This window comes from Paenibacillus sp. J31R98 (assembly GCF_056269245.1).
The window spans coordinates 301949-319753 of sequence record NZ_JBWDNO010000004.1; the positions used below are offsets into that span (position 1 = coordinate 301949).

Below are 17805 nucleotides of genomic sequence, written 5' to 3' on the forward strand. Positions count from 1 at the left end.
CACATAAAGTCATAAAAAGAGGGGATGCCTTGATTAAACAATGAAATCTAAAAAAATATATTATTTTTTGTTAGTGATTTTCATTTTCACTTCATTTACTGTTTTTATCTACCATTACTACTCAAATTTTAACTTTAGAATGAAGATGGATTTAATTACGACCACCGAGTCTGAAAGTAAAATTAAAGACAAGAACGGGAATGCACTAAAATTGCCCAATAAAACAATTTTTCAATTTCAAGGTGCTGAAAGAGAAATTGTATATTATTGCAATCAAACAGAAGATAGAATAAAAAAATTCTATGAAGTCATATCGGAATCGTTTGAAGAAAAAGAAAAAAACAATTTTCAATTTAAATACATACAAACCTTATATGACGTACATCTTTCTAAAATGGATGGTTGGAGTGGAAATCGAATTCATATAACATTAATAGAATAATTATTGATTCTTGTATTTCAAGAAAGAGCGGCATCGCGCGGTCGCGCCGTTTCGATTTTATGAGGACGGCGCGCGCGCTCCTGCGTCACCCCCTGCGCGAACGCTGATTTTCAGTAGCTAAGAGATATAGAAAATAGGGTGCTCCAATAATGGCAACAATGATTCCTGTGGGGATACCGGCAGGCGGTAGAATAACCCTGGATATCGTATCCGCAACAGACACTAGCACTGCCCCAACCAGCGCACACACGGGTATCAGGATAATATGTCTGGAGCCTACTAACCGTCTGGCAAGGTGAGGCGCAATCAGTCCCACGAAGCTTATACTCCCGCTGACAGACACACAGGACGCCGCCAAAGCCACAGAAACCATTAACATATTTCTGTGCTGTTTCACAACCGAAACACCTACGCTGTATGCGGTGTCTTCACTCATGCTCAGTACATCTAGTTTTCTCGAGTTATAAATTAAGTAGGGGATCAAGATAAGAAGCCACGGCAGCAGGGCTAATACAAATTTCCAGTTACTGCCCCATATATTTCCTGCCCGCCACACGGCTACAAAGTCGTACTGTTCCTCGCTTAGCTTGATGACTAGAACGGTGGTCAGGGCAGAGATTCCCGCCTGCATTGCAATTCCTGTTAATATCAATCGCATAGGCGCAATGCCATCTGTTTTTTTGTAAGCAAGGACATTTATCAGAATAGCTGTCAACCCGGCACCTACTAAAGCTAAAAAAGGCAGAGTAAATATAGAAAGGAAGGATGCCGTGCCAACAAACAAGGTAAATAGAATAACCATTAGCCCTGCACCTGCCGATATACCAAGCAGCCCAGGATCCGCCAACGCGTTTTTGGTTACACCCTGAATGGTACATCCAGATAAAGCGAGTCCAGCACCTACAAGTATGGATAAGGTTATTCGCGGCAACCGGAAACCGAATAATATTACATTCTCCCTCTCCGTTCCTCCCCCGAATAAAGTGCGCAGGGTATCAAGCGCGGAGAGCTTTGCGGAACCCGTATTCATACTAACAATAAAGGAAACTGTAAGTGCGCACGCACACAGGAGAATTATCGCAATATTTCGAAACGCCACCTTCTTCTTGTGCGCTAGATGCTTTTTGATCAGATCATCCATTATATCGCCCTCCTTTGCCTGCGCGATAAATAAAGGAAGAATGGAATGCCAACGAGCGCAGTCAACACACCAATAGGTGTTTCAAACGGTGGGTTTAACATACGCGCACCCAAATCCGCGCTCACCATCAGGATTGCTCCTAATACGGCCGATGCAGGTATAATCGAGCGATAATCAACGCCTACCAGAAATCTTGTTACATGTGGTACGACCAACCCCACGAAACCTACCGCGCCTACAGCTGATACCGAGGTTCCGGCTAGAACAAGCACAGTCAGTGTGCATAGCAAGCTTATCAGCTTCGTATTTAAGCCCAAGCCCTTTGCAACATCTTCTCCCAGATTAAGGAGCGTTATATACCGAGAAAGGACAATAGCACTAATCAATGCGATGCAGATCCAGGGAGACATGAGAATAACCTGTTCCCACGTGACACCAGCAATACCGCCCGCCATCCAGAACATGATGTTTTGCGCAACTTTGTTATAAAGCGCAATGCCTTGGCTTAGCGCGGTAAACAAAGCACCGACAGCTGCGCCTGCCAGCACGATACGCATGGGCGCTGCAGCACTGCGGCGAAACATAGCGATTCCGTTGACCATTAAGTAGGCGATCGATGCACCGATAAAGGAAAAAACAATGATATTACTGTATCCAATTTGCGGAAAAAACGCGAAACAAACGGACAGAGCCAAGCCAGCGCCGGCATTAAGACCCAAGAGTCCGGAATCAGCCATGGGATTGCGTGTTACGCCTTGCATGACTGCGCCTGAAACTGCAAAAGCAGAGCCGACAAGAGCGCTAGCAAGCACACGGGGGAGGCGTACGTCTACAATGATGATGTGTGACATATTGTTGCGGTCAAGGTGGAAGATAGCTTCCCAGATCATTGAAAGCGGAATATTTTTGGCTCCCTGTGTAACAGAAAATGCCATCAACATTAGCAGCGCGATACTCCCAACAAGCATAATAAGTAAAGCCGTCATTCCATTTTTATTATGAATGACGGAAGATGTAGCAACGGATTTAGAAACCAAACTGAACGCCCTCATTCTACTGGATATAACACAAGAAATCGGGAGACTGGTAGAGTCGGCCCGATTTCTTATGCGGTTTTATTCTCTATTTAACAATGCTCTCTACCACTTTTTCTATAGCAAGCTTCTGGCTTAGTGGGGCACCTGACATAGAGCCAGGAGGAAGATTGAAAACATGATTAGCTTTAACAGCCTTCAAATTCTTCCAAATTGTAGTGTCCGCTGTACCAGGCATAAGCCAGGTTGGCGCATAATTGTCTTTCTCCGCACCGTCAATATTATCTAAGAAAATGTAATCCGGATCCAATTCTGCCAATCCTTCTAGTGATACCTGGGTGTATTCCTGAGGGTAACCTTTCGGAGGGGTCAAGCCAAACCCTGCAGTCTTATCAAACCATGCGGTTCGATCAGTAGGACCGGAGCCAACAAGGCCAAAGGTATTATTACCCTGGTCGGCCATAACAACAGATGTTTTGTCCATGTATGGAGCCAACTTTTCACGGGATTCCGTTATTAAGCTTTCTAGATCGTCGATGATTGCCGCAGCTTCTTTCTCTTTGCCCAGGACCTTAGCGTAGTCGTTTAAAAGTTCTTGCCAAGTTTTAGAGTCAAAGATCAGTGTTGGTGCAACCTTATGGTATGCTTCATAATCAGCATTATCATTACCTGTTGCTACAATCAAATCTGGAGAGACTTCCAACATTTGCTCATAGTCTTGTGAGTCACCCAATTCTGTGATGTTCAGTTTATCTGCCATCGGCTTGAGCGCTTCTCTAGTCATAACAAACGACTTTGCTCTTGGTGCTGCAATCGGCGGCACACCAAGCGCTATGAGTGTTTCTATGTGTCCGAAATAAGCCGGAATTATTCTTTCAGGGGCCTTCTCAAAAGTAACGGTATGTCCAAAATCATCCGTGATCGTTCTCGGCCACGCGCTTTCGGCAGTTGACGCTGTTTCGGCATTTTTGTTTTCAGAAGTTGACTCCGCTCCGGACGTTTCTACATTCTTGTTTTCTGAAACCTTGTTTTCTGAAGCCTTTTGTGAACAACCTGCCATCATACACAGAATTAATCCGAGACCTATAATCTTACTCATACTTTTCTTCATTCTTTTCCTCCTGCTTTAATTTGCTGATAATGATTATCAATATCATATTCTTTTCAGAATTTTATAGACATCAGCATTAATTGTCAATACTTTCTTTCAATTCGGATTCAACCGACAAATCCGGCAGCCTTCTTTGCGTAAAAGAGTAGGAGAACGCAACTACCCAGATTTTGGAGCGTATAATCGAGTATTGATTTTCCATATTTGGATCCTGATTAAAGGTTCGGGCTGTAAATATAGAGTTAACGAAGATGAAGGTTAGAACATTGGAAACTATCGATGATACCGAAAATCAATTCTATTGGTCAACAGGGATATGACATTGAATTTCAGAATTCAGGAGATGTTACGGTTAAAAGTTTAGTTGTGTATTAACTCCTATATCCGTAGAGGTGGACTGGCTTGAAGGAAATTACATAAGTAAAGGAAATGGGATATTTAAAATAACAGAATCAAAATGAAATAGGTCTGCTCATCATCGCTGAATACCTACATGCGAACTGTGGGATAATTATCTAAAAAAAGCTTTGGAAAGCTTATTGAACATGAGGGTTATGATGCTATCATTTCGAATATCTGAGGAGGTGTCTTATGTTGAAAAATTATCGGTTGACCAAAGCAGTCAAGCATGGTCTGAGCCACTTCGATCCGAACGATACAGGAGGCATTGTAAGCAAAGAAGAGATTCAAGATGAGTTTGATCAGATGGAACGGAAGCTTCGCAATCTGCAGGACAAGTTGTTTGCTTCGAAGACAAATGGTGTACTCGTTTTGTTCCAAGGAATGGATTGCAGTGGGAAGGACGGCGTCATCAAGAAGGTACTGTCCAACCTGAATCCTCAGGGCTTTCGAGCGGAGAGTTTTAAGAAACCGTCTCTTGAAGAGTCTGCTCATGATTTCTTATGGAGAACGCATAAGGTTGTCCCTGCCAAAGGCTATATCACTTCATTTAATCGTTCTTATTATGAGGATGTGCTCATTACCCGGGTGCACGGCTCGATTCAGGACGAGGAAGCAGCAACTCGGATGAAGCATATTCGGCATTTCGAGAAACTTCTAACGAACAATGGCGTATTGCTGATCAAAATTTTCCTCCATATTTCACCTGAATTTCAACTCAAGAAAATCCGAGAACGGCTGAGCAACCCAGAGAAACTATGGAAATTTGATCCAAGTGATCTCAAGGAGCGGCATTACTGGGATTCATATATTGACGCATACGAAGATGCCTTCCGAAATACGGCAACCAATCACGCTCCGTGGCATATCGTCCCAGCCAATGTACGCTGGTTCCGCGACTACTTGGTGCTTCGGACTATAGTAAGTTCCATGGAGAAGCTGGACCTCTCTTATCCTGAACCGAACATCGAGACACGAAAGCTTCTGGAGCAACTTCAATCGAGCGCCTCCTTATCTTAATAAAAGCTTTGCACGATACGTTAACTTTTCGCGATTGTTCCAGATGAGCCTGCCATGAGCACCATGAGCGGGCTCTTTTAGTTTGAATTAAATTTATCGGACAAGCTTAGCAAATTATTATAAGATGGGACTAAATGGAAAGGGTGATGGGTGTGGCATTCGACATTGAAGAAGCGGCAATCTCGGATATGCAAGCGGCGTTTGCTTCGGGTGAGCTAACATCCAAGCAATTGGTTTTGATGTACATGAGCAGGATTGCAGACCATGACAAGAGCGGACTGCTGCTCAATTCAGTGCTCGCCATCAATCCCGACGCGTTGTTCATCGCCGAAGCGATGGATCGGGAACGAGAAACGACAGGACCAAGAGGTCCGCTGCACGGCATTCCCGTTCTGCTGAAGGACAATGTCGACACCGGAGACAAAATGCCGACGAGCGCCGGTTCGCTAGCGCTTGCCGACAGCTTTGCCTCTGAGGATGCGTTCATCGTGAAGAGGCTGCGGGAAGCGGGAGCGGTCATCCTGGGCAAGGCGAACATGACGGAATTCGCCAACATGATGACGGAAGGCATGCCCTCCGGGTACAGCTCCCGGGGCGGTCAGGTGATGAATCCTTACAATATATCGACGCCGACTGGAGGATCGAGCGCCGGATCGGGCGTCGCGGTTGCGGCGAATTTCTGCGCGGCAGCCGTCGGAACGGAGACATCGGGCTCGATTCTGAACCCTAGCAACCTCTGTTCGGTTGTCGGCATCAAGCCGACGGTCGGCCTGCTGAGCCGGACGGGTATTCTCCCGCTGTCCAACACGCAGGATACACCGGGCCCGATGGCACGGAGTATTACGGACGCAGTGATTATGCTGCAAGCGATGGCGGGTTATGACGAGCGCGACGCGGCGATGGGAGGCGGCATCGGCAAACAGCCGGCGGACTATTCCGCGTTCCTCGATCCGGACGGGTTGAAAGGCGCCCGCATCGGCATCCCGCGTGACTACTACTTCGAAGAGCTGACCGATGAGCAGTTGGCGATCTTCGATCGGGCGGTCGGGATTATGCGCGACATGGGAGCGACGATCGTCGATCCGGCGAATATCGTGACGGCGCGGACCATCGCCTATTCGACCGTGCTGCTGAATGAATTCAAAGTCTCGCTGAACGCCTATCTCTCGAAGCGCGGTCCGGGCACACCGATGCGGACGCTGAAGGACATCATCTCGTTCAACAACGAGCATCCGGTCGAGACGTTGAAATACGGGCAGAAGACGCTGATCAACGCAGAATTCCATTCATCCGGGTCTTTGACCGATGTTCGCTATCTGCGAGACCGCGCCACGGATATCCGCTTGTGCAAGGATGAAGGCATCGACGCTACGATGAAGAAACACACCTTGGATGCGCTTCTGTTCCCGGCGGATTTCGGTTCGCGGTTAGCAGCCCGAGCGGGTTATCCTTCCGTGGCCGTACCGGCAGGTTATACGGCAGCTGGCCCCCCGTTCGGCGTCGCGTTTACGGCGGGAGCCTACGAGGAACCGACGCTGATTCGTCTCGCCTATGCGTTCGAACAGGGGACCAAATTTCGGCGGCCGCCGTCTTTGAAGAGCTTTATTGCGAAAAATGATCCGTCAGATTAAATATAAACGAAACGAGATCATCTCTGTCATGAGATTATCTCGTTTTTGCTCTGCGATGATGTCCCAGTCAAAATGAACATTTTCCGTCGGGATATCGCTTGCAGGCTGCAGCATAATCGGTAATGGGAGCGATTTATTTTGACACATGAGGAATTTCTTGAACTAAAGGAACGAGTTGGATGGGGAGAGGAATTTCTCATTTACCATAATGTTGAAATAAATAGAAGCAGAGGCTATGCAAAATATAAGTCTGCCGCAGTAGCTATCCGAATTTCAGGATAGCTTTTTTTGGTTTATAAGAAAGGACATGAGGTAGGTAGATATCCGGCAGCATGTTGCCTAACGGGCAGAATAGCGCAACTTTATGTTGAGCATTCACGTCTGTAAATATGGGCATATTTGTAAAATGGAGGCGAGGGGCTAGTCTTGAAAAAATCCTATACAGGTATAATTGCTTCAGCCATGTGCATTTTTTTATGTGCGACTCTCTTTTTTTTGAACCTGTATTCAGGGACACCATTGGGCAAAGATACAATTCTAATCATACTAATAATGTTGATTTTCCCGGCTTGTCTAGGAATTTTAGCATCACTAATGAGAATTCGAATGTTAATGATTATCGTGTTTATCTGGTCATTTCCGTATTGTCTTTATTTGGGGGTTGCATCGATACCAAGTATCTTTAACCTCTTTTGCATAGTCATTATCTTGTATTTCATATCCTCAATGCGTATGAAGAAATCAAGTTATTCTACCGAGGAATCTCAATAAACATGAATAAGTTGTCTTGTTCTTTCTGTTACCCTAGCATTCCTGACCGAAGATTCTGTACCAATATAGAGTTGTACCGATGTTGGGATTTCCTGTCTGCTTAAGTGTGTCCACGCCGCCGAGAACGAAACCGTATTTGGCATAAAAGCGGCACGCCGCGAGATTGTCGTCCTGCGCTTCAAGGGACAAACCGATCAGTTGCTTGTCCTTGGCCCATGCTTCTGCCTGGTCCAGCAGCATCTTGCCGACTCCTGACCGCCGGTAAGCTTGAACCGTTGCGATGTTCTCGATATAAGCGAATCGGGTCCAATCGCGAACAATCCGGATTTGTCCGACACACGACTGGCCGTCATAGGCCAAGAACAATGCTTTGTTCTCCTGGCCAATGTAGTCGTTCCAGTTCAATCGATCCTCTGGGAAGCAGGTTTCCTTAGATTCATCAAATAGGAGTTCCTCGTAGGTCCATGCTCCGTTCTGCAACTGGGGAACAATTCTTCCGAACAGATGAAACGGCTCGTTTGTTATACTTATATCCTCGATCCATTCGGGTTGTAGCGCTCTCATCACAATTTTCGATTTATTGTTCAAGTGTATGCCTTCTTTCAGTAAGCTTTACGTATATTTTCGCCTAGTTTCGGTGTTGAATGCAAGTAGCTTATGGTCGAGTTAATAGATTGCCATCGAACTGAAAGAAACGCCGAACGAAAGACTTTTGTTCAAAAACAAAACAGCTGCCCTCAGCACGTCATATCCTTTCATAAATGCGTGCAACCACCTCTCTCATAAGGACGTAAAAGGGATAAAGCAGAAAGGATGAGCGCATATTTCTACCCGAGCGGCTTTATTCCGAATAATAAAAACGCCTGGTTCTATTTTCTTCGTCTCCGTGCTTCTCGTGTCCGTCTTGACGGGCGTCTTGTCGAAGCCCTATTTCACGGACCGCGTCTTCTACCTGTACGAGGATACGTATAAATTCGCAGGTGAGCAAGACCGTCTCGTCACCTATAACAGCAGCACGGCCGGTCCCGTTCAAGTACGCACCGACGACGAGCTGCACCGCATGGTGATCATCGGCGCACAGTCCTATGTGATTGCGGACAAAAGCGTCCCTTACTCGACCAAGTTCCACGTGACCTATCCGAACGGCCATGTCTACAGCGTCGAGGATAATAACGGCATGCTCTTAAGTTACGATGACAAAGGCAATATCGTAATGGCTATTCAGGCGTACGCCAACGGCGAGCGGATCAAGCAGGAAGGGGAAGAAGATTTTCCGCCGTCGGCGCTCGTAAGCGCGGCTTACCCCGATTACCATGTCAATCGAGGCATGCCCGGGTTTCTGTATCTTGCCCTCGGCCTGTTGATCTTTGGCTGGTGCAGCTTCCGGTACCAAGGCTTCCAAGATTTAATGTTCCGTCTATCTCCGCAGCGGCTCATGTACGAGAACCCCGAGCCGAGCGACTTCTATTATTTCATGAGCAAGGTCGGCGGTATTGTCGTGATGATCGGTTCGATTTTCATCGCTTTCAAAGCTTACTAGGCGCATGCAGGCCTGCTACGCCGTCTGGTAATTGGTAATGGCTAAGATAACAGGGAATTTTAAACACGGTAACGAGAAAGATAATAAATCAGAGAAGTGAGTAGTAGGAGCGAAATGATACATTACTTTCATAAGCATATTGAAAATATTATGTTTCTTTCTCCACTAATATTTATGACCATTTCAATCTGGCTTTTCGATAGAATCATTAAGAATAAAAAGTCTCTAAAAACAATCCGCATTATCTGTGTACTCATTACGGTTATTTCTTTTTTTGTTTTATATTTCAGAAAAGAATTTAATGTTTATAAGGATGACGGATATCAAAAAGTAATAAGTGATCTATTGGAGATCATATTCTTAATCTTTGTTATTAAATATGCTAAGCAGATTGAAAGTACCTTTAATAGTACAATCAAGAGATTGTTTAGAAGACATAATCTTTAAAAGAAACCTCAAATGTGGGTTGATTGGAAAACTTAACTCAACGCCTTATTAGGTAAGCGAACCACTGAACAAATGGCAATAGCACAACAAAAGGCTGCCGATTTTCGGTAGCCTTTTGAGCTAACGAGCAGTTTAATTGAGCAATCATAAAGGTCATAATGGTACTAAGATTTGTATAGGTTAAAGGCGGGGCTGAGCTCATTTTGTTGAATGGAATTGTAATACTGATAATTGGAGTTTTATTGCTTTTGTTTGCTCGTTACCTTTGGAAGAAAAGTAATCCTGAAACATTTTGGGTAACCGTTTTTGAGGCAATTCATGATTTGTTTTATGATTTGGCATTTACGAATTCTCGAATATGGGCATTGCTTATTGGACTATTAGGAGTTGTAATGATAATTATCGGGGCAATTAATTTATGTATGTCGTTCAATTAATAGAGAACACAACAAGCTAAACCTTGTTTTTTTATGACCCTACAATAACTATTAGCGAATTTCTTCTGTATATTGGGAAGTATAGAATACCGCAACTCGAAAGTGAAAATTTGGTATATAGTCCAACAGATCGGATTAGTAATTAAGTATTGAGTTTCTAATTGGAGATTAATCGAATGAAATGGAGGCGTGAGAAAAATGGAGTCGAACTGCGTCTTTTGTAACATTATCGACAGAAAACTTCCATCGAGAGTGGAGTATGAGGATGAACAAGTCATCGTATTTCATTGTAAAGACCCCAGCGCCCCTATCCACTTATTAGCCGTCCCCAAAAAACATATTCCAACCGTGATGGACGTAGAAGAATCAGACTTGCCTGTTATTGCACGCATTCACAAGATTGCACAGCAAATGTACCGCAAATTCAACCTCGATGGAATGAGTATGAATACGAATTGCCGAGAAAAAGGCGGACAGGACGTGTTTCACCTCCATTACCATATCAAGGGATGGGAATAATACTAATAATACGAACGAGGAACGATAGCTGAATGATAAGGAGCAGTTTGCAATGGCAACTGTTCCTTTTTTTCGTTCAACGAACCGGCAGGATTGTCTAATGCTTTCTCGAATATAGTGAGAAGAGATTCGTTGATTAGACGCTCAAATCGGAGGTTACATCGCCTGTGAATAAGCTAACGTTTACGAAGAAGAACATGATTAAGATTGTGGTTAATGGATTGTCGTACATTATCTTGGGCTTTCTTCTATTAATGGTATTGGTAATGCTTGGCGCTATTGAGAGCGATAGCGTTAAACACATTATCAATATATTTGTTTCCGTTCTGGTAGGTTTGTTGTTATTAGGCGTTATTGCTTGGTGTGTATATACATTTGTGATAGCGCGGTTTATTAAACGCGGCAAATAGCAAAATCAAAAAAAGAATCTCGCTGTTGAGAAAGTCTCGACAGTCTGAGAGTTCGAAAATTGTACTCTCAGAGCAGCAATCAGCTGATTTTCTTGCTGAGAGTTCAAAAATTGCACTCTCAGCTTCCCCATGGTGCCGAAATCGGCTGCATCCCAGTCTGAGAGTTCGAAAATTGTACTCTCAGAGCAGCAATCAGCCGATTTTCTTGCTGAGAGTTCAAAAATTACACTCTCAGCTTCCCCATGGTGCTGAAATCGGCTGTATCCCAGTCTGAGAGTTCGAAAATTGTACTCTCAGAGCAGTAATCAGCCGATTTTCTTGCTGAGAGTTCAAAAATTGCACTCTCAGCTTCCCCATGGTGCCGAAATCGGCTGCATCCCAGTCTGAGAGTTCGAAAATTGTACTCTCAGCTTCCCCAAACCCGAGGTTTCTCGATACTCCGAAGCTGTTCCCCAAGGGAACAGCTTTTTTTCTATTCTCTATCAACCACTCCTCCCCTCGCATTCAGTATCGAATAGTGCACCAAATTATAAATCTGTTACATATTCAAACCCCCATGAACTTCCTATAATCTGACGTATGCTTCAACAACAACATCATCATGACTATCTGAGGAGTCCTGAGCGACTTTTCATCGGAGATAGCACGAGGAGGCATGGCACCTGAGAAACAAATGGAATAACTCCGTGTTCTTAAGACTGCTCTTGATGTTCCTGGTTATCATGATTCCGATTTTTGCGATCGGGGTCAGTATTTACAATTGGGGCGTCGGAGCGATCAAGAACGAGATTAACAACTCCGTGATTGCTCAATCGTCCTTCTACTTGAAACGACTGGATACGGAGATTCAGAGAATCAAGTTATTACAGTATGAATGTATTTCTGACGAAGACTTGAACGACCTTGCGCTCGCCTCGGAACTTATGAATAAGTACGAGAAATCGCAAGCGATGCTTCGGCTGCAAAGGCGGCTGATCGCCATTAAGAGAAGCAGCCCCTATATCGACGATGTGAACGCGAGCATCGTTTCCTTGAATCTGACGGTTTCGGCCAACCAGGGGATCGTGCCAATCATTCCGGAAGATGGTGGACAAGAAGTCAGTCGGAATTTTACAGCACCCGAATCTCAGATGATCCTGCAGCAAGGCAGTTTATATTTGAATGCCACGTATCCGATGACAGTGAAACAGAGCACGAAGAACATCGTCTACATGATCCATATCAAGCTGCGGACAGATGTATTTGAGGACGATTTGGCGCAGTTCAACACGTATGACAACAGCGCGACTCTAATGACGAACAAGGATGGAAGCTTCTTGCTTGTCAAGCGTGACGGGGATGGCGCGAAGGTTGGTGTGAGTGAACTGCTGATACGAAACCTGGATGGATCGAAGAACGGCGTCTACGACGAAGCGACAGATGGCAAGAAATATATGGTCGTCTACGCGACCTCAGATTACCTCGGTCTCAGTGTCGCACGTTATATTCCCGAAAGCGTTATGTTCAGCAAGGTGAACCATTATCAATTCTGGTTGTGGACGGTTGCGTTGATCGCATTGGTTTTCGTGCTGCTCTTCTCATTCTCCATTTACAATTTCATTCACAAACCACTCCGTAATCTTGTGAAAGCGTTTAAAAATGTCGAGCGAGGCGACTTGAAGATCTATATCAAGCATCGACACAACGACGAATTCAAATATCTGTACCAACGGTTCAATGTGATGGTCGAGAACCTGGATACGCTGATCGATCAGACGTATAAGCAGAAAATCCTAATTCAGAACGCTCAGTTAAAGCAGCTTCAGGCGCAGATTAATCCCCACTTTCTCTACAACACCTTTTTCGTTCTCTATTCAATCGTTCGTGCGGAGGATTACGAGAGCACGATGAGGTTTCTTCAGCAGCTAGGCGGTTACTTCAAGTTCATCACTCGGAATGCCGAGGAAGAAGTCCCCCTGTACAAAGAAATCGAACATGCTCGCACCTACACCAATATCCAAGCTTTGAGGTTTTCCAGACGCATCACCATCGAGTTCGATGAGATTCCCGCTCGCTTCGCAGCCGTAGCGGTTCCCCGATTGATCGTTCAACCGATTATTGAGAATTCGTTCAAGTACGGGCTCGAAGATAAAGTCGAGAAAGGGCTGCTGACTATACAGTTCCTGGAAGAAAGCGATGAGTTGAGCATTGTCATCAATGATAATGGGAACGGAATGTCTGCTGATCATTTAATGGCGCTGCAGAATGTGCTAAGGAACAACGAGTATGTCGAAGAAACGACTGGGATTGTGAACATTCATAAGAGGCTGCAATTGAAGTTTGGAGAAGACAGCGGCCTTCGTATATCCTGCAACGAGCTAGGCGGGCTTCAAGTCGTCATACGATTAAAGCTGAACGGAGGAAGCTGAATGTATAAACTGCTGGTCGTGGATGATGAAGCGATTATCGTTGACGGATTGTATGAAATGTTCAAGGAATGGGATCGTTATTCCGTCGATGTCTTCAAAGCGTATTCAGGTGCGGAAGCGTTGGAATGGTTCATGAAGAAGCGGATCGACGTTGTCATTACGGATATCAGGATGCCCGGCATAGATGGATTGCAACTGTTGCAACGAATCCGCAAGAACTGGCCGGACTGTAAGGTGATTTTTTTGACGGGCTATAACGAGTTCGATTATATCTATCAAGCGATGCAGTTCGAAGGTGTCCACTATTTGCTGAAGACCGAGAGCTACGAGAAGATCGCGGAGACGGTCGGCGATTGTTTGGAGCAGATCAGCCAAAGCATGATCGATGAAGAATGGGTTCAGAAGGCCAAGTTCCGACTGGAGAAGGCAATGCCTGTCTTGCAAAAGGAGTTTCTGAACGAGCTTTCCGCAGGGATTTCTCCAGCTGTAAGCCAGCAGCAGTTGAATGACCTTGAGCTGCCGCTGCAGGCGGGTTCGCAGGTCATCCTAATCGCGGGGCTCGCCATCGCGGGGGGAGCGCAACATCTGGGAGGATCGCAGGATAAGACCAATCATTACGCGATTAATTATATCTTGGATAAGCATCTATCTCCTTATGCGAACATCGCGTTCTCCGTTTATCGCAATTATTTGCTGTGGATCGTGCAAGAAGAAACGGACGGGGAAGCGAGCACCGAAGGCAAGCACACAATCGCTCATTTCAGGGGCATTCTGGAATCCGTTCAGGCCGTATGCAGGGAAACGCTGCAATTGAACGTTTCGTTCGTCATTTCCGGAGCATCTGAATCATGGACGGGCATAGCCGAGCGATTTACCAATCTTAGAGGCGTCCTTAATTCCTGCAGCGAAACCGGCATGGAGGCCGTGCTGGTAGATGACAAAGAGTTGGTTGTCGAGATTGGCAGCCGAGCTCCTGTTGCGGGCGCAGTCCATAGCGTCAAACTTCAACTTAAGAAGCTGGAATCGCTAGAAACGTATCTGGAACAAGGCAAGAGAGACGCTTTCCTTCAGACCTTCCAGGACATTCGGATGGCTCTCGCCTACAAGGAAGGCAGCGCTGCGGTGTCCGCCGAGATCTTCTATTCCCTGTCTCTGTTATTCCTGTCGTATTTGAATCGGCATGGCATATGGGAGGATTCTTCAGCAGATTATGACAAGCTGACCAGGTTCGAGCGACACGGATCACTTGAAGAAGCCTATCATTACTTCGAGCAGCTGGCTGTCCGCATCTTGGAGCTGCAAAATATCGATATGGAGAAGAGATCTGTGGCATCGATGCTGAAGGTGCAACAGCATATCCAGGAGCATCCCGGGGGAGATCTCTCGCTTAGCAGTCTCGCAGACTTGGTCTATTTCAACCCCAAATATCTGTCACGCTTGTTCAAGCAAGTGACTGGATCGAATCTCTCCGATTACATCTCGGAGGTGAAGCTCAGCAAGGTGAAGGAATTACTCGCACAGAACAAGCTGAGAGTACACGAGATCGCCGAGCATGTTGGTTATTTCTCTGCGCCTTGCTTTACTCGGTTTTTCAAGAAAGCGACAGGAATCACCCCCCAAGAGTATCGGGAGTCCACCATGAAGCCTAGCATAAGCAACAAGTAGATAAATGCTAACGATGTGGATATGTATGGCGTATTCGCTGCCCGAGCCTAGATTTATAATCGAGAACGAGAGATATACTCTTCTCTAAACCTATTACATGGGGGTAATTCAATGACTGGGGTCAAGAGCAGAAAAGTCTTACTTGGTACACTACTCGCTTCGATGATTGCCGTATCAGCTTGCTCAAGCAACAATAGCAACAATAATGGAGCAAGTGAATCTAATTCTTCGGCTTCCTCGGATGCTAACGGTAAGGCGGCAGCGGTTGCTGATCCATTCGGCAAGTATGATTCGCCAATCTCGATCAGCGTTGGGCGTTCAACGAACAGTTCTTACAAGTTCGTAGACGGAGAATCGTTCGACAACAACATCTGGACTAGCGAGTACAAGGACAAATTAGGCATCGACATCAAGAATGAGTTCCTTGTAGACGAAACGCAATACGATGCCAAAGTCAACGTCGTTATCGCATCGGGCGAAATACCGGATTTGATGTTGGTCACAACCAAACAAATGAAGATGCTCCAGGAAGCTGATTTGATCTACGATATGACTGACATTTTTAATGAATACGCTTCCGAAATGTCGAAGAATGCCATCGAGTCCAACGATAGGGTGTATAAAGCTTCCTTGCTGGACGGCAAAATGTACGGAATCCCTAGTGTTTATGCAATGGATTTCCAAATGAACGACGTCTGGATTCGGTCTGACTGGATGAAGAAGCTGAACCTTCCCGAGCCAAAGACGGCTGACGATCTACTGAATATCGCAGATGCGTTCACGACGAAAGATCCGGACGGCAATGGCAAACCGGATACATACGGCTTCGGTTTCGACAAGGGCTTGGTCGGTACGAATCTCGGTGTATTCAACTCTTGGCTCAACATGTTCCATGCTTATAAAGATATTTGGCAGAAGGACGCTTCCGGCAATCTCGTATATAGCAGCATTCAACCGGAGATGAAAACAGCGCTGCAGAAGCTTGCTGAACAGTACAAGAAGGGCGTTATCGACCAAGAATTCTCGGTCAAAGATGGCGGTAAAATCGCGCAAGACGTCGGATCAGAGAAAGTCGGCATGGTCGTTGGCGCATTCTGGAACCCGGCATGGCCGTTTATTGACCTGAAGAAGAAGAATCCGAATTCCGACTGGAAAGCGTATCCGATCATGTCCGCTGACAACAATCCAGCGTTGACACAAGCGAACGCTAAAGTGGATCAATTCTTTGTCATTAGCAAAGAATGCAAAAATCCAGAAGCGGTCGTCAAAATGCTGAATCTGCAATTCGAGAATCTCTACGGCAGCAAGATGGACGAATGGGGCAAGATTGCGTTCAGCGACAAGTACAAGGATCTTCAAACGTTTAAATACCCAGTCATTGGCATGGAGCCACCAGATTTGAACCGCATGATGCTTCAAGAAGTCCAAGATGCCAAGGCGGGCAATGACGAGAGCAAGCTGAAGCTCTCGGGTTCCAAACAAGAGTATAAGGAAGCGAATAACTTCCTTAAGGGCGATGTAAACGGCTGGCCAGCTTTCAAAATCCGGTATGAAGAGAACGGCGGCATGCAGGTGACCAAAGATCAGCTGGACAGCGGCAATGTGATTTATGACGAATTCTACGGCATTCCTGGACCGGTGAACGTCGAGAAATCGGCGACAATGATGAAGCTCGAGAACGAGGTGTTCACGAAGATCATCATGAACGCTGCTCCGATTGACGAATTCGATAAATTCGTCGAGCAATGGAAGAAAATCGGCGGCGACGCAGTGACCAAGGAAGTTAATGAATGGTACCAAGCTAACAAGTAAGTAGTTCGCTACAGGATCAAGAGCAGATGAAGTGAGATCATGCGAGGAGGTCTCACTTCTTCTGTATCAAGAGATAGAAGCGGATGGAGGGGGAACGTGGATGCGCAATGTGAAATTGAAACGAGAGATGCCTCTGCATCTGATGATACTGCCGGCTCTAGTATTGCTTTTCATATTCGTCTACATTCCAATGTTTGGGATCGTAATCGGATTCGAGAAATACGTTCCAACGAAAGGAATCCTGGGTTCGAAATGGGTCGGGCTAGATAACTTCAGATATTTGCTCGAGCTGCCAGATACGATGAGTGTCCTGTTCAACACGGTCTATATCGCGTTCATGAAGATCGTTGCTGGTCTTGTCGTGCCGATTGTGTTCGCCTTGCTGCTTAATGAAGTGAGAATCAAGGCTTTCAAACGGACGGTACAGACTGTTGTCTATTTGCCCTTCTTCCTATCATGGGTCATCCTGTCCGGCATTATCATCGACCTTCTGTCGCCGTCATCAGGGATTGTGAACATGGTGCTTTCCGCAATCGGAATCAAACCGATTTTTTTTCTAGGGAATGAACATTGGTTCCCTTACATCATGGTCATCACGGATGTATGGAAAGGCTTCGGCTTCTCCACGATTGTGTACTTGGCAGCGTTGACATCAATAGACCCGACATATTACGAAGCCGCGGTGATCGATGGCGCAGGAAGATGGAAACAAACCTGGTATGTGACCATTCCTGGGGTGCTGCCTATCGTTGTGCTAATGACCATCCTCAGTTTGGGTAACGTACTGAATGCGGGTTTTGACCAGATATTCAATTTGTATGGACCTGCCGTTTATTCGACAGGTGATATTGTAGATACGATGATTTACAGAATCGGAATGAAAGAAGCTCAATTCGGCGTAGCGTCCGCTGCGGGATTATTCAAATCTATCGTTTCGTTTGTCTTCGTCCTCGCCTCTTACAAGATTGCGGATCGTTTCGCCGGCTACAGAGTTTTCTAAGAACATGATACGGAAAGC

General features: G+C 45.7%; 13 protein-coding genes. 9 read left to right on the forward strand and 4 right to left on the reverse strand.

Features of this window, described 5'->3' with window-relative positions; translation table 11 throughout:
- The first annotated feature begins 40 nt into the window (after positions 1-40).
- Positions 41-442 carry a hypothetical protein gene (locus AC0YNX_RS17880; protein WP_475817060.1) on the forward strand — a complete coding sequence of 134 codons (402 nt, stop codon included), beginning with the start codon at positions 41-43 and terminating at the stop codon, positions 440-442.
- Positions 443-527: 85 nt separating this feature from the next.
- Here AC0YNX_RS17880 and AC0YNX_RS17885 read toward each other — a convergent pair whose 3' ends face one another.
- From AC0YNX_RS17885 to AC0YNX_RS17895, 3 genes are all read right to left on the reverse strand, one after another.
- A complete protein-coding gene (locus AC0YNX_RS17885) occupies positions 528-1583 on the reverse strand; it encodes a FecCD family ABC transporter permease (RefSeq protein WP_475817061.1) in 1056 nt (351 codons plus the stop codon).
- The gene (locus AC0YNX_RS17890; RefSeq protein ID WP_475817062.1) at positions 1583-2635 is read right to left on the reverse strand and encodes a FecCD family ABC transporter permease; all 1053 of its coding nucleotides are present in this window, start codon (positions 2633-2635) and stop codon (positions 1583-1585) included. The genes AC0YNX_RS17885 and AC0YNX_RS17890 overlap by 1 nt, the downstream gene beginning before the upstream one ends.
- 70 nt (positions 2636-2705) lie before the next feature.
- Entirely contained in the window at positions 2706-3728 is a 1023-nt protein-coding gene (locus AC0YNX_RS17895) for an ABC transporter substrate-binding protein (RefSeq protein ID WP_475817063.1), read from the reverse strand.
- 591 nt (positions 3729-4319) lie between these two features.
- Between AC0YNX_RS17895 and AC0YNX_RS17900 the strand changes: the two genes are divergently transcribed.
- Together AC0YNX_RS17900 and AC0YNX_RS17905 are read left to right on the forward strand one after the other, a co-directional pair.
- On the forward strand, positions 4320-5147 hold the full coding sequence (locus tag AC0YNX_RS17900; protein WP_475817064.1) for a PPK2 family polyphosphate kinase: 828 nt from the start codon (positions 4320-4322) through the stop codon (positions 5145-5147).
- Positions 5148-5281: 134 nt separating this feature from the next.
- The gene (locus AC0YNX_RS17905; RefSeq protein ID WP_475817065.1) at positions 5282-6778 is read left to right on the forward strand and encodes an amidase family protein; all 1497 of its coding nucleotides are present in this window, start codon (positions 5282-5284) and stop codon (positions 6776-6778) included.
- A gap of 804 nt (positions 6779-7582) precedes the next feature.
- On the opposite strand, the gene AC0YNX_RS17910 is transcribed toward AC0YNX_RS17905, so the two are convergent.
- Positions 7583-8113, reverse strand: coding sequence for a GNAT family N-acetyltransferase (locus tag AC0YNX_RS17910; protein WP_475817066.1), 531 nt, complete (start codon positions 8111-8113; stop codon positions 7583-7585).
- A gap of 331 nt (positions 8114-8444) precedes the next feature.
- Here AC0YNX_RS17910 and AC0YNX_RS17915 point away from each other — a divergent pair, with 331 nt between their 5' ends.
- The 6 genes from AC0YNX_RS17915 (at position 8445) to AC0YNX_RS17940 (ending at position 17787) form a co-directional block, all read left to right on the forward strand.
- Positions 8445-9089 carry a DUF6199 family natural product biosynthesis protein gene (locus AC0YNX_RS17915; RefSeq protein ID WP_475817067.1) on the forward strand — a complete coding sequence of 215 codons (645 nt, stop codon included), beginning with the start codon at positions 8445-8447 and terminating at the stop codon, positions 9087-9089.
- A gap of 1082 nt (positions 9090-10171) precedes the next feature.
- Positions 10172-10492 (forward strand): HIT domain-containing protein, encoded by a 321-nt coding sequence (locus tag AC0YNX_RS17920; protein WP_475817068.1) that lies wholly within the window; start codon positions 10172-10174, stop codon positions 10490-10492.
- Between the two features lie 1096 nt (positions 10493-11588).
- On the forward strand, positions 11589-13310 hold the full coding sequence (locus AC0YNX_RS17925) for a sensor histidine kinase (RefSeq protein ID WP_475817069.1): 1722 nt from the start codon (positions 11589-11591) through the stop codon (positions 13308-13310).
- Positions 13311-14975: a response regulator transcription factor gene (locus AC0YNX_RS17930; protein ID WP_475817070.1), complete on the forward strand. Its 1665-nt coding sequence runs from the start codon at positions 13311-13313 to the stop codon at positions 14973-14975. It begins immediately after the preceding gene.
- A gap of 111 nt (positions 14976-15086) precedes the next feature.
- Positions 15087-16787, forward strand: coding sequence for an extracellular solute-binding protein (locus AC0YNX_RS17935; protein WP_475817071.1), 1701 nt, complete (start codon positions 15087-15089; stop codon positions 16785-16787).
- 100 nt (positions 16788-16887) lie between these two features.
- A complete protein-coding gene (locus tag AC0YNX_RS17940; protein ID WP_475817072.1) occupies positions 16888-17787 on the forward strand; it encodes an ABC transporter permease in 900 nt (299 codons plus the stop codon).
- Positions 17788-17805 lie beyond the last annotated feature (18 nt).

Excerpts from the sequence above, each read along its gene's own strand:
- AC0YNX_RS17910 (WP_475817066.1), bottom strand. The coding sequence starts at position 8,113 with ATGAGAGCGCTACAACCCGAATGGATCGAGGATATAAGTATAACAAAC.
- AC0YNX_RS17940 (WP_475817072.1), top strand. The coding sequence starts at position 16,888 with ATGCGCAATGTGAAATTGAAACGAGAGATGCCTCTGCATCTGATGATA.
- AC0YNX_RS17920 (WP_475817068.1), top strand. The coding sequence starts at position 10,172 with ATGGAGTCGAACTGCGTCTTTTGTAACATTATCGACAGAAAACTTCCA.
- AC0YNX_RS17935 (WP_475817071.1), top strand. The coding sequence starts at position 15,087 with ATGACTGGGGTCAAGAGCAGAAAAGTCTTACTTGGTACACTACTCGCT.
- AC0YNX_RS17885 (WP_475817061.1), bottom strand. The coding sequence starts at position 1,583 with ATGGATGATCTGATCAAAAAGCATCTAGCGCACAAGAAGAAGGTGGCG.
- AC0YNX_RS17880 (WP_475817060.1), top strand. The coding sequence starts at position 41 with ATGAAATCTAAAAAAATATATTATTTTTTGTTAGTGATTTTCATTTTC.
- AC0YNX_RS17905 (WP_475817065.1), top strand. The coding sequence starts at position 5,282 with ATGGAAAGGGTGATGGGTGTGGCATTCGACATTGAAGAAGCGGCAATC.
- AC0YNX_RS17930 (WP_475817070.1), top strand. The coding sequence starts at position 13,311 with ATGTATAAACTGCTGGTCGTGGATGATGAAGCGATTATCGTTGACGGA.
- AC0YNX_RS17900 (WP_475817064.1), top strand. The coding sequence starts at position 4,320 with ATGTTGAAAAATTATCGGTTGACCAAAGCAGTCAAGCATGGTCTGAGC.
- AC0YNX_RS17895 (WP_475817063.1), bottom strand. The coding sequence starts at position 3,728 with ATGAAGAAAAGTATGAGTAAGATTATAGGTCTCGGATTAATTCTGTGT.
- AC0YNX_RS17890 (WP_475817062.1), bottom strand. The coding sequence starts at position 2,635 with ATGAGGGCGTTCAGTTTGGTTTCTAAATCCGTTGCTACATCTTCCGTC.